General features: G+C 70.3%; 11 protein-coding genes. 3 read left to right on the plus strand and 8 right to left on the minus strand.

The genetic code is table 11. The features are described from left to right. Window positions 1-241 precede the first annotated feature (241 nt). The 7 genes from AW27_RS03740 to AW27_RS03770 form a co-directional block, all read right to left on the minus strand. Window positions 242-2,152, minus strand: a complete 1,911-nt coding sequence (locus AW27_RS03740) for a beta-galactosidase (RefSeq protein ID WP_037916459.1) — start codon at window positions 2,150-2,152, stop codon at window positions 242-244. Then, window positions 2,149-3,186: a zinc-dependent alcohol dehydrogenase gene (locus AW27_RS03745; protein ID WP_037916456.1), complete on the minus strand. Its 1,038-nt coding sequence runs from the start codon at window positions 3,184-3,186 to the stop codon at window positions 2,149-2,151. The genes AW27_RS03740 and AW27_RS03745 overlap by 4 nt, the downstream gene beginning before the upstream one ends. Further along, window positions 3,183-4,154 (minus strand): inositol monophosphatase family protein, encoded by a 972-nt coding sequence (locus AW27_RS03750; protein WP_236647463.1) that lies wholly within the window; start codon window positions 4,152-4,154, stop codon window positions 3,183-3,185. Before AW27_RS03750 ends, AW27_RS03745 begins: the two co-directional genes overlap by 4 nt. Beyond that, the gene (locus AW27_RS03755) at window positions 4,151-5,419 is read right to left on the minus strand and encodes an aspartate aminotransferase family protein (protein ID WP_037916454.1); all 1,269 of its coding nucleotides are present in this window, start codon (window positions 5,417-5,419) and stop codon (window positions 4,151-4,153) included. The genes AW27_RS03750 and AW27_RS03755 overlap by 4 nt, the downstream gene beginning before the upstream one ends. Before the next feature lie 245 nt (window positions 5,420-5,664). Next, window positions 5,665-6,273, minus strand: coding sequence for a GPP34 family phosphoprotein (locus tag AW27_RS03760; RefSeq protein ID WP_037916451.1), 609 nt, complete (start codon window positions 6,271-6,273; stop codon window positions 5,665-5,667). Next, a complete protein-coding gene (locus AW27_RS03765) occupies window positions 6,270-6,872 on the minus strand; it encodes an HAD family hydrolase (protein WP_037916447.1) in 603 nt (200 codons plus the stop codon). The genes AW27_RS03760 and AW27_RS03765 overlap by 4 nt, the downstream gene beginning before the upstream one ends. Before the next feature lie 32 nt (window positions 6,873-6,904). Beyond that, window positions 6,905-8,131 carry an MFS transporter gene (locus AW27_RS03770; protein ID WP_063890544.1) on the minus strand — a complete coding sequence of 409 codons (1,227 nt, stop codon included), beginning with the start codon at window positions 8,129-8,131 and terminating at the stop codon, window positions 6,905-6,907. Window positions 8,132-8,298: 167 nt separating this feature from the next. Here AW27_RS03770 and AW27_RS03775 point away from each other — a divergent pair, with 167 nt between their 5' ends. Then, window positions 8,299-9,066: a DeoR/GlpR family DNA-binding transcription regulator gene (locus AW27_RS03775; RefSeq protein WP_037916443.1), complete on the plus strand. Its 768-nt coding sequence runs from the start codon at window positions 8,299-8,301 to the stop codon at window positions 9,064-9,066. A 446-nt stretch (window positions 9,067-9,512) separates the two neighbouring features. Beyond that, the gene (locus tag AW27_RS03780; RefSeq protein WP_052030071.1) at window positions 9,513-10,583 is read left to right on the plus strand and encodes a helix-turn-helix transcriptional regulator; all 1,071 of its coding nucleotides are present in this window, start codon (window positions 9,513-9,515) and stop codon (window positions 10,581-10,583) included. 29 nt (window positions 10,584-10,612) lie between these two features. On the opposite strand, the gene AW27_RS03785 is transcribed toward AW27_RS03780, so the two are convergent. After that, a protein-coding gene (locus tag AW27_RS03785; RefSeq protein WP_106967528.1) for an IS3 family transposase occupies window positions 10,613-11,832 on the minus strand; the annotation gives its coding sequence in 2 pieces (ribosomal slippage) (window positions 10,613-11,577 and window positions 11,577-11,832; 1,221 coding nt in all). 27 nt (window positions 11,833-11,859) lie between these two features. Here AW27_RS03785 and AW27_RS03790 point away from each other — a divergent pair. Then, window positions 11,860-12,390 carry a transposase gene (locus AW27_RS03790; protein ID WP_304949954.1) on the plus strand — a complete coding sequence of 177 codons (531 nt, stop codon included), beginning with the start codon at window positions 11,860-11,862 and terminating at the stop codon, window positions 12,388-12,390. The last annotated feature ends 18 nt before the right edge of the window (window positions 12,391-12,408 follow it).

Genomic DNA, 12,408 nt, shown 5'->3' on the forward strand with positions numbered 1-12,408 from the left:
GGGGTCGGCCACGGCGCGCGGCCGGCGGTACCGAGGCCGGGCGAAGGCCGATCAGCGGGCCGGCACCGGGCAGGGCCGGGCGGCGGGGGCGCGCTGTCAGGTGCACTTGCCCGCCGCCCCGGACCCCAGGAGACCGCGACACACACGGCGCCGGACTCCACACCGTCGGCAGAACTGCCGCCGGCCAGGACCGGGCGACGGGGAGCGCGCTGTCAGGTACGCTTCCCCGCCGCCCGGGGTGTCAGGAGGCCGTGACGCGCTTCGCGTCGGCCTCTTCGCCGGCCCAGATGAGGGCGACGGGGGTCGTGGACGGCTCCGCGGGGGTGGCGAGCCAGCCCGTGAGTGCGCCGTCCTGGGTGACGAGGACCGCGGCGGAGCCGGCGGGCAGCTCCAGCGTCCAACCACTGCCGGTGACCCGGTCGTCCGCGTCGGTGGGGTTGAACGCGCCGATGACGCGGACGCCGCCGGGGCCGGAGCGGCTCAGGACGCGGGCCCGGCCGTGCGCCGTGGTCCAGCGCGGCCCGGCCGGGGCCGGGAGCGTGGCGGCGAACGCGGCGACGAACGCGGCGACCGCGCCCCCGGCGGGCTGGTCGGCCGGGAGCCTCAGTTCGCCGGGGAGGTCGCCCTCGGGGTGCCCGGCCCGCAGCACGGCGACGGGGACGGGGGTGCCGTCGGCGGCGGGCGCGGGCTGCTCGTCAAGCCAGCCGAGACCGATCAGCCGCCCGGAGTCGGCCAGTTGACGGTGCACGGCGTCGGCGAGCTCTGCGAGGACCGTGCCGCCGGTGCGCTGCCAGGCCCCGGTCTGGGGCAGGGCCCGGTCTACGAGGACCACCGCGTCGCGGTCCAGGACGCTGCCGGTCAGCAGGTCACCGTGGCGTTCGAGGAACGCGGCCAGCAGCCGCAGGCCCTCGGCGTTGGCCTGGTGGGAGCCGGCCTCGGCGAGCGGCGCACCCGGGGTGTACGGCGGTGCGTGCAGGCCGGGATCGACACCTTCGGCGCGCAGTCCGTCGGGGTCCATGTCGACCAGGGGGCCCCAGTTCTCCGTGGCGCAGGCGGTGTAGACGCTGATGGTGGTGGAGCCCAGCAGGAGGGCCAGCAGGGCGTTGAAGACGGGGGTCGCCGGCCGGGCGAAGGACGCGTCGGTCCAGGTGAAGCCCCAGTTCGCCTCGACCACGTCGGTGCCGCCGAGGAGGATCCCGGCCAGGTGGGAGCCGAAGGCGGCGGTCTCCCGCGCCGGATTGCCGATCCATTCGGTGTGGCCGACGAAGTACCCGGAGCCCTGGATGGCGCGCTGCCGGGCTGCCCAGGCGTCGAAGGCGGCGCGCGGTGCGGTGACCCCGGTGAGGGGGACGTTGGCCAGCCGGGCCGGGCCTTCGGGGAAGAGCGCGGAGATCCGGTCCCACAGGCCGACGATGCCGTGCCCGGACCACCGGGACCACAGCTGTCGCGTGGCGCTGGTCCACCGGGTGACGTCCTCGGAGGCGAGGGCGGCCTCGTCGGTCAGGCCGTGGCCGGTGAGCCAGTGGGCGAAGGCGCGGCGGGCGGCCGGCGAGGCGTCCTGGGCGTCCACGGGGAGGTGGGCGTCTCCGCAGGTGCCTTCGTTGCCGAGTTGGAGGGCGACGACGGGGCCGTCGGGGGCGGTGGCCCCGGCGACGACCTCGTCGGCGACGGCCTTCAGCCAGGTCTCCGTCTCGGCCTGGACGGCCGGGTCGAGGAGGCTGGGCAGCGGCTTGCCCTGGGAGGTGAGGACGGTGCCGTCGAGCCCCTGATAGGGGGTGTGTCCGGGGCCGCAGAGCCGGTCGGGCAGCCCGCCGAGCTGGACCTCGGCGTGGATGAAGGGGCCGGGCTTGAGGAGGACGCCCAGTCCGGCGGCCGCGGCGAGCTCCAGCAGTCCGACGACGTCGCGCTGAGGGTCGGTCTTCCCGGTGAAGTCGAAGGAGGGACCCCCCTCGCCGAGGGGCCCGCCGGTCTCGTGGAAGCGCCAGGGGAGGTAGCAGGACACGACGTCAACGCCCAGGGCGCGCAGTTCGCGCAGGTTGGCGGCCCAGTTGGCGGGGTCGGCCCGGTAGTAGGGGTACTCGCCGACGACGACGGGCCGGCGGGTGCCGGGGACGAGCGCCTCGGCGAGTGCGGCGCGCGGCGTGGGACTCATGCGTCCGCCCCTTCGTGCGGAGGTACGAGGACGACCTTCAGGGCGGTGTACTCGGCGCCGGGGACGGCGGCGAGGGCCTTGAACGCCTCTTCGTGGTCGGCGAGGGCGAAGCGGTGGGTGACCACGCGCTCCAGCGGCAGCTGCCGGGCCAGCTCGACGGCCTTGGGGAAGATCATGCTGTTGTAGTCGCCGGCGCCGATGATCTGCAGGCCGCGCTGGAGCAGGGTGAGCGGCCGGACGGTGGCGGAGGCGTTGCTGTTGAAGCCCATGACGACGACGCGGCCGCGAACGGCGGCGTAGCCGATGCTCTGCTCCAGGAGGTTGCCCACGGAGTCGACGACGAGGTCGCCTCGCTCGGTGAGGGCGGGGTCGTCGGGGGTGTGGACGGTGACGCGGCCTCCGAACTCGGGGGCGTCGAAGATCTCCTGGCCGAGCCGGCCGCGTACGGGGTCGGGCTCCACGAGGAGGACGGTGGCACCGTACCGCTGGGCGGCCATGGCGGTGACGACGCCCATGGGGCCGCCACCGACGACGACGGCGGTCTCGCCCGCCGCCAGGCGGCCGGCATCGATGTTGTTGAGTGCGCAGGCGAGCGGTTCGACGACGACGGCGCGGTCGAAGTCCATGTCCTCGGGGATGGCGTGGAAGAAGAGCTCGGGGAGGCGGATGAACTCGGCGAAGGAGCCGTCGTAGTCCAGGCCGACCTCGGTGCCGGCCTTGCGGCCGCAGAAGTTCCAGTGGCCTTCGAGGCAGGTGGGGCAGTTGCCGCAGTACAGGGTGGGGTTGACGATGACCCGGTCGCCGACGGCGAAGCGGGTGACGCCCGGGCCGGTGGAGTCGACGACGCCGACGGCCTCGTGGCCCATGACGACACCGGTCTCGGCCGGGAACTTGCCCACGAGGACGCTGCGGTCGGTACCGCAGATGCCGCTCTGGGTGACGCGGATGACGATGTCGTCCGCGGCCAGGGGTTCCGGCTTGGGGTGGTCGACGAGGGCGAGCGTGCGGTCTGCGGTCAGCGTCAGCGCCTTCATGATTCCTCCGTCACGGGCGCGGCGGCGGCGCGGCCCAGGTCCCAGCGGATGGTGTCGAGCAGTTGCTTGTGGAGCTCGGGGGTGGCGGCGGCGATGCAGGACTTCTGGTTCATCGGGCCGAGGTCCACCAGCGAGGTGGAGCCGAGGTCGTCGCCGTAGGCGTCCGTGATGACGACGCCGGCTTGCCGGGCGAGGTAGACGACGGCGGCGATGTCGTAGGGGAAGAGGTGCAGGATCGAGCCGCGGCCGACGCGCAGGAACGCCTCTTCGGTGTCCGGGTGGTCGCGCAGGACGCGGTTGCCGATGTCGACGTAGGCGTCGAGCTGCCCGGTGATGATGCGGGAGATGGAAAAGGTGCTGCTGTTGAAGACGAAGATGCCGCCGGTGTTGGCCGAACTGTCCACGAGGTGGCCGTACGCCTGGGTCATCAGGTCCATCGGGTGGCCGTTGAACTCGATCGACCAGAACATGTGGGTCGGGTCGGTGTTCCGGCTCAGCCGCGGGACCGGGGTGGTGAATCCGCCGCTGTCGAGGCCGTCGGTGTCGTCGCCGTACAGCCACGCGCCGCTCTTGATCTCGACCAGGCAGGCGGCGTCGACGTCGGCGAGGGTGGGCTTGCCGTCCCCGTAGGGGGCGGCCGCGATGGACACCATGCCCATTTCGAGACCGGCCGAGGTGGGACGGGTGCCGTCGATGGGGTCGACGACCAGGAGGACCTGCGGGTCGGGGGCGAGCTCGACGTAGGAGCCGTCCTCGGTGTAGAGCGCCGCGGGTACGTGGGCGTGTTCGCGCAGGTAGTCCAGTACGGCTTTCTCCGCCACCTCGTCGACGTCGAACTGGGCGTCGCCGCCAGGCGAGTCGCCGTGCACGCTGCGTTCGCGGCCGGTGGCCTCGTAAGCGAGGAGTTCGGCGCGGACGTGCTGCCCGAGGGAGACGAGCAGCCGCTTCATCGGGTTGTCGGCGGTCATCGGGCCAGCTCCGAGAGGAAGAGGTTCTCCAGCTTGTCGCAGATCTCCTCGGCCTGGTCCATGGTGAGGATCAGCGGCGGGCGGATCTTGAGGACGTTGCCGTAGCCGTACCGCGAGGTGCGCAGGATCAGGCCGTGGTCCATGGCTTGGGCGGCCAGGTGGTTGGTGAGCTTCACGGCGGGCCTGCCGTCGGCTTCGGCGATCTCGAAGCCGATCATCAGTCCGACGCCGCGGACGTCCACGATCTGCGGGTAGCGGCGCTTCATGTCGTGGAGGCGTTCCATGATGTAACCACCCGTGCGGGTGACGTTCGCCAGGAATTCGGGCTGCCGCACGATGTCGAGGGTGGCGTTGGCCGCCGCGGCGGCCAGCAGGTTGGCGCCGTAGGTGAACGAGTGGTGGTTCGCGGGGAGGCCGGCGAGCCGCTCGTTGGTGATGATGGCGGCGACCTGCGCGCCCGATCCGCCGAGGCCCTTGGCCGTGGTGATGGCATCGGGTTCGACGTCGAAGTACTGGGCCGCGAACATGTGGCCGGTACGACCGATGCCCGTCTGGATCTCGTCGAATATGAGGGCGATGTTCTGCTCGTCGCAGAAGGCGCGCAGTTTCTGCATGTAGCCGTCCGGCGGGACGATGTTGCCGCCGTTTCCGGATATCGGCTCGATGAGGACGGCGGCGACCCGGCCGGAGCTGGCGTATTCGACGAAGTCGTCGAGCCGGTCCACGCACATCATCCCGCAAGAGCCCTCCTTCTGCCCGTAGAAGCAGCGGAAGCAGTACGGGTCGGGGACCTGGAGGGTGCCGGGAAAGAGGTTGGGGAACGGCTCGCGGCGGAACGCGTTGCCCGACATCGACGTCATCATCATCGTCTGCCCCACGTGACTGCGGAACAGCGTGATGACCTCGGACTTGCCGGTGGCCATCTGGGCCATCTTGATGGCGCCCTCGTTGGCGGCCGAGCCGCCCGAGACCTTGGGGTGCACCTTCGTCAGGTTGTCCGGGGAAACCTCCGCTAACCGCTGGACCAGGCCGTTGACCGGTTCACTCTGGTAGGAGGAGGTGATGTGGACCACCTTGTCGAGCTGGTCCTTCATCGCGGCGACGACGGCCGGGTGGGAGTATCCCAGGCTCAGGTTGAACGTGGCCGACGCGCAGTCGAGGTAGCTCTTCCCGTCCTCGTCGTAGAGGTAGACACCCTCACCCCGCGCCATCTTGTAGTCGCTGACGGGGTAATAGATGTGCTCGGTGACATCCTTGGTTTCCATCGGTCCCTCTCACACGGGTCGTTCGTGAACGTTGAGGTATGGACGGCGGAATGCAACTCGCGTCCAAGTGAAAAGAATTGGGCTACGGCTTGCTGCCGGTGGGGGGCGGCCTGGATATTTCACCCGATGCAGACAGGGGATCTCACGGCGGCGCCTTCTCTTTCATAAGATCACATCCCAACTCGCCCTGACAAGCGACCTTTTGGAGATGTGGATCTCTTTTACGATCCGGATTCTCCAATTCCCTATCCGGGAAATGCGAGAGCGCCGGCGGAGCCGGTCAGAGAATGGGACACCGCCGTCGCCGCACGGGCGGCGGGCAGCCCCGCGGGCCCCAGCGCGGCTACGGCCCGCAGCGTGCGCCGGGACGCCTCGTCCCGGGTCAGGCCGGGCCAGCACAGGTCGTGCAGTCCGGACGCCGCGATCAGGGCGCCCGCGGCCACCGCGTGCGGTGCGGAGCGGTCGGGGTCCTCCACCGACCGCCGCACCCGTCTCAGCGCTTCGGGGGGCCGGATGCCTGCTCGCCCGCCGGGCGACTGCCCGCCGCCCGGGTACCTCCCCGGGCGGGGGGCGGCGAGCGCCGCGGGACCCAGGCGTTCCACCCAGTCGGACGGCGCCCGGTCCCGGGCGGAGGCCTCGATATGCGTCAGGAACGCGTCCAGCACCGGGTCGCCGTTTCGGCCCCGCCCTGTCAGCCGGACCCGGTCGCCGGACAGGTCCAGCCAGCCGGCCAGCGCGCCCTGGAGGAGCATCGCGCCGGCGAGGCCCCTGCCCGTCTCGGTCTCGCGGCGCGGTGGCGGGAAGCTGCCGTGCGCGGCGGCGCACAGGGCGTAGAACTGCGCCAGCGTCGTCACGTCAACGCCGCCTCCAGCGCGTCCAGCACCCCTTCGGGCGAGGTGAACACATGGCCGTGGAGGCCCAGTTTGCGTGCGGCGTGCACGTTCTCGGCCCGGTCGTCGACGAACAGGATCTCCTCCGGAGGCAGTCCGAGCTCGCGCACGCACCACTCGTAGGCGGCGGGCTCGGGCTTGGCGCTGCCGATCCGGCAGGACAGTCCGCGGACCGCGAACCGCTCCAGCCACGGCTGGGTGGCCTCGTACCGGACGGCCAGGTCCTCGGGGATGTTGGAGAGGAGGCCGAGCACGAACCCTCTGTCGTCGAGGTCGCCGAGGAGGTCCACGGCTCGCTGGTCGACCTCGCTCCAGCTGACGAGGTCAGCGGCGGTCAGCTCCTCGGTCAGCCGCCGGTCGAGCGGGATGCCCAGGTCCGCGAAGACCGCCTGCCAGTAGCCGGGCCCGGTGACCTCGCCGCGGTCATAGGGGGGCCGCTGCGACCAGTACGCCGCCCAGAAGCGGTCGGGGTCGCCACCAGCCGTGCGTTCCAGAGCGGTGATGGACTCGGGCGACTGGACACGCGCGATGACACCGAACATGTCGAAGAGGACGGCTTTCATCCTTCGGTTCCTCACGTTGCGTTGTACGGGTTTCAGAGTGTGGTGACGGATTCCGCACGCCCGGGGTCCCGTGGGCGGGACACGCCGCCGGGGTCGGGGGCGTTGCGGCGCAGCCACAGGCTCAGCACGCCGCAGACGACGGCGAGCAGGAACAGCAGCAGCGGCACCGTCTTGACGTCCATCGCGTCGATCACGGCACCCAGCACCGGCGGGAAGGCCACGCCGCCGATCATCGAGGCGGCGATCACATAGGCGCCGGCGGCGGCCACGCCGGGCACGGCGCGGTTCAGCCAGGGCAGGCAGGTCGGGAAGATCGGCGCGATCATCAGGCCAACTCCGAGGTAGGCGTACGGGGCGAAGGCCGGAACGGTCGCAAGGAGCAGGAAGCCGGCCATACCGGCGCAGCAGACAGTGAGGATCGACGGCGCGGACCAGCGCAGGCTGATCGGCGCGGCGACGAACCGGCCGATGGTCATGGCGGCCCAGTAGGCGGAGGTCGCGGTCGCGGCGGTGGCGGCGCCGTATCCGACGGCTTCGAGGTGGGTGGGCTCCCAGCCTCCGACGCCGGTCTCGATGGCGACGTGCAGGACGTAGATCCCGATGAACACCGCGATGATCGGAAGCACCCGCGCGCCGCCCGCTGGGGCGCCTTCCGCCGGGGCCGGGGCGGGCTCCCGGAGGGCCACCCCGCCGAGGGTGACGAGGATCAGCAGGCTGACCACGCCGGTGCCGACGAAGATCTCCGGGTAGCTGTCCGCCCCGAGCCAGCCGATCAGGGCGGGGCCGGCGATGGCGCCGATGCCGAAGTGCCCGTTCAGTAGGTTGAGCATGGCGGTGCTGCGGTGGCCGAACCCGACGGCGAAGAGCTGGTTGAGTCCGTAGTCGATGCCGCCGAAGCCCAGGCCGATGACGAACGTGCCGGCGAGGGCGAGGGTCCAGCTCGGGGAGAAGGCGAAGACGGCCGCACCTACGGCCATGAGTACGTAGGAGCCGCCGAGCAGCACCCGGTTGTTCAGGCGGCCCCGCAGGAGGTGATAGATCAGCACTCCGAGGAGGGCGCCGACGAAGTGCGCGCTGAGGCTGAGCCCGGCCACGGCCGGACTGATGCCGAATTCGTCCCGCAGTGCGGGGATCGCCGGACCGTAGAGCGCCTGGAGGGCGCCGATCACCACGAATGCCATGCACGACGCGACGATCGCGACGGTGCTGAGGAGGGGCTTCCCCCCTTCCGGCAGATCGGCCTCAGTGGTGGCAGTCATGGCTCTCCTCATCGGTCATAGCCGAATGAACACGATCAACGTTCACAACAGCATGAAGTTCACACCGTTCCCCTCACGTTACACATCTGCAATGTTCGTTTCAACAGTTTAGGTGTGCGAACGCGCATCAGAAGCCCCGCCGCAGCATCTGTGCTAAAAGCAGACACATGAACGTGATGGAGAGGCACAAGTTCGTCGTGGGACTGCTGATGCAGCAGAACCGCGCGACGGTGGCCGAGCTGGCCCAGGCCACCGGGGCGTCCGAGATGACCATCCGCCGGGACCTGGAGGTACTCGAGTCCCGGGGGGCCCTGCGCCGGGTGCGCGGCGGCGCCGTGAGCAGCCTGCCCGGCGGCGTCGAGCCCCCGTACGCGATCCGGGCCATGTCCGGATCGCAGGCGAAGGAGCGCCTCGCACACGCCGTGGTCGAACTGCTCACCGACGGCGAGACCGTCGCACTGGACACGGGCACGACGGCTGTCGCCATTGCAAAGTCCATGGCGGACCGCCAGTTCACCGTCGCACCCCTCTCACTGCACGCGGCCTTCACCCTGTCCGCGTTCCCGGGCATCCAACTGGTGATGCCCGGCGGGCAGGTGCGCCCCGAGGAGCTGTCCTTCTACGGCCACACACCCGTGCAGACCTTCAAGGACCTGTGCTTCGACACGTTCATCCTGGGGTGCTGCGGCGTCGACCCCGTTCAGGGAGCGACCGCCTACAACCTCGACGACGTACAGGTGAAGCGTGCGGCGGTCGCCTCGGCGCAGCGCGTGATCCTGGTCGCGACCGCCGACAAGATCGGCCGTGCGGCGCTGGGCCGCATCTGTTCCATGAAGGAGATCGCCCTCGTCGTCACGGACGCCCCCGCGGACTCCCCCGCGGTCGAAGTACTGCGTGACCAGGGAGTCGAGGTGGTCCACCCGGCGGAGGACTGAGCCCGGCAGTCGACCCGGCGGCTCCGACGGGCGGGGCCGGCCGGTCATCTCGGAATTATCTGAACGCACCCCTCCTGCTACACGGCGCGCAGCCGGGATCGGCGCGTCCCGCTCAGCATCGGGGGCGGGGCAGCCCCCCGCCAATGGGGGACGACTGTCGTCTTGGCGACTGTCGGAAAGACGACAGCAAGAACTTGCCGCAAGTTTCTGGCAGCCCTGCGCACGTTCCGGCCATACCCGAGCGGTCCTCGAGTCCAGCCCATCTCCGCATGCCGCTCACCGAGATGCCCGGTGTTTCAAGGATCTTGAGCCACTCTCCGGCCGGTATCCGCACACCCGAAGCGTGGCCGATACACGTTCCCGGGGCGGCGGGCCGGGGCGGAGTCTCCTAGCATCGCGATTGCGACGGATGCGAACGAGAGGGCAGCCACATGACACGAGCCGCGTTGACACGCCCACAGGACCGTGACCGACCCCGCGAGCTCACACCCGAAGAGATAGACCTCTACCGGGAGTTCGCGGAACACGGCCCCCTCCAGTCGGACCAGGTGCTCACCCGGTCCCGCAGTCTCGACGTCCTCGTCTCCAGCGGCCTCGTCCAGCAGGTCGGCCCCGACTGCTTCGCGGCAACCAACCCCACCGACGTATCGGCGCAGTTGCTCAAACGGTGGGAGGAGCGCGTACAGGGAGCCCAGCTCGACCTGCTGCGCATGCGGGGGCAGCTCGCGGAACTGGCCATCGTGCACGCCTCACGCCAACGGACTCTGGCGGGACCGCCGCTGGAGCGCATCGAGTCATCGGAGGAGCTCCAGCGCATGATCGACAGCCAGTCCGCCGCATGCACGCAGGAGGTGCTCTGCGCGCAGCCGGGCGGCCCCCTGCCTGCGGCCGGGCTGCGCCACGCCCGGGACCGGGACCTGCTCTCCCGGGGCGTCCGCGTGCGCACGCTGTACCAGCACTCGGCCCGCTTCGACCCGCCGACCGTGCGGTACGAAGAGGAGCTGGCGGCTCTCGGTGCCGAAGCCAGAACGGTCTCCGGCGGCCTGGCCGGCTGCCTGGTCTTCGACCGGTCCCTGCTCGCACTCCCCTTCCAGGAACCGACGGGCGGGGCGCTGCTCGTTCGCAGCCCGGAACTGGTCGCCTTCGTCGCCGAGATGTTCAACGTGCTGTGGGCGACGGGCGAGCACATCGGCAAACCGCGCGAGAAGGCTTTCATCCAGGATGTCGCCGACCAGGCAAAACGCTCCATACTGCGGCACCTGATGGGGGGCGACGACGACCGCGTCACGGCCCGCGCCCTCGGCATCTCGGTGCGCACCTGTCAGCGTCACGTCTCCGCCATCATGCGCCAGTTGGGTGCGACGAGCCGCTTCCAGCTTGGCTACCTCGCCCACCGGCATGGGCTGCTCGAACCCGACGGCCCGGAGACCGCCCGCACGGATGTCCCGACATCGATGTCAACCCCCGCACTGGCACCGGCTGCCGCTGCCGAGCCCCCGGGGTGCTCCACGGACTGAGGCGTCCCCCGGAGTGCGGACACAGGGGCTCATGCCGCGATTGAGAGTTTAGCCGCTCGCAGATGCTGCTGTTCGAACTCCACCGGCGAGAGGTAGTCGAGTGCGTTGTGGCGCCTGCGGGCGTTGTAGTAGGTGAGCCACTGGAAGATCTCCAGCCTCGCCTGACGCATCGTCGAAAGCGGCCTCTTGTGCATCGTCTCCCTCGTGAGTCCCTGCCAGAACGACTCGGCGAGGGCGTTGTCATAGCTCGAGCCGACCCGGCCCATGCTCCTGCGAATCCCGAAACCGTCGCAGACCTGCGCGAACGCGGCGGCGGTGGCCTGCGAACCCCTGTCCGCGTGGAAGACCACCCTGTCCACGTGGCCGCCGCGGGTCGTCACCGCCATCGTCAGGGCGTCGATGACCAGCTCGGCACGCATATGCGAGGCCATCGAGTAGCCGAGCACCCGGCGTGAGCAGACGTCCAGGACGCAGGCCAGATACAGCCACCACCCGCCGACCCGCACATATGTGATGTCGCCGCACCACTTCTCGTCCAGGCGCCCGGCGGAGAAGTCACGGCGGACGAGGTCCGGGGCGGGCGGGGCGAGCCGGTCCGGGACCGTGGTGCGCTTGCGCCGACGCAGGTGACGGCCCTCGATCCGGTTCAGGCGCATCAGCCGCTCGACGCGCTTGCGGTTGACGGCATGCCCGAATCCCCGCAGCTCGGCATGGACACGGCGCACCCCGTACGTTCCCTTGTGCATGGTGTGGACCTCGCGGATCTCCGCGACCAGGGCGTCGTCAGCGGCCTGTCGCTCCGCTCGGGCCTTCGCACCGTCGATCCACCGGTAGTAACCCGACCACGAGACCTGAAGAACCCGGCATATCCGCTGAACGCCGAAGACCTCGGCGTGGGCGGAGACGAAGTCCCAGCGGTGGGTCTTCACTTCATCTCCTTCGCGAAATAGGCCGCCGCCCGCCGCAGAATCTCCCGCTCGAGTTCCCACTCCTTCTCCGCCTTGCGCAGCCGGCCGCTCTCCGCCCGCAGCCGGGCCAGCTCCTCATCCCGGCTCTCTCCAGCCGGCTCGCCATGGCCGTGACGGCGACCCGCCTGTTCGTCGGCCTGACGCACCCGGCTCCGCAGCGTCTCACCAGTCACCCCGACATCCGCCGCCACCGCCGCATACGTACGCTTCCCACCCCCCGCGCGATACAGCGGGACCGCATCGTTCCTGAACTCCGCCGGATACGGAGACTTCCGTCCCACCAGGACACCCTTCCCCAGATCTGCAAGATCCATTGTCAGAGTGTCCACACCGCCGGGGGCACCTCACTGGTCGGCAACCCCCGCCACCACGACAACATCGCGCGCAAACTCGCCCGGGCGCAGCGCCAGATGGCCCGCCGCCACGTCAAGGGCGCCCGGCAGCAGTCCAAGGGGTTCCAGGACGCCCGGGACCGGGTGGCCAGGCTCCAGGCGCAGCTCGCCGCCCGCCGCGTCACCGGCCTGCACCTGATCTCCAAGCGGCTCGTCCAGCAGTACAGCGAGATCGCGCTGGAGACCCTCAACACCAAGGGCATGACCCGCTCCGCGAAAGGCACCCTGGGCCGGCCCAGCCGCAACGTGCGAGCGTCGCGACGACGTGGATGGGCGCCGGCCAAGTGGTGGGTCGCGTGGCGTACCGCGATCCACCGACAGGCTTGTTCACCACCATGCCAAGCGATCAACCGCCGCTCCGCAGTCATACGGCCAATGGCCTGTGGCCCACTCCCCGAGGCCGGTGATCGCTGGCCAGAACTCTTCCGCACCTTTAGACCGATTTAGCGATCAAGGTACGGTTTC

The sequence above is a fragment of the Streptomyces sp. PCS3-D2 genome (assembly GCF_000612545.2).
GTDB lineage: Bacteria > Actinomycetota > Actinomycetes > Streptomycetales > Streptomycetaceae > Streptomyces.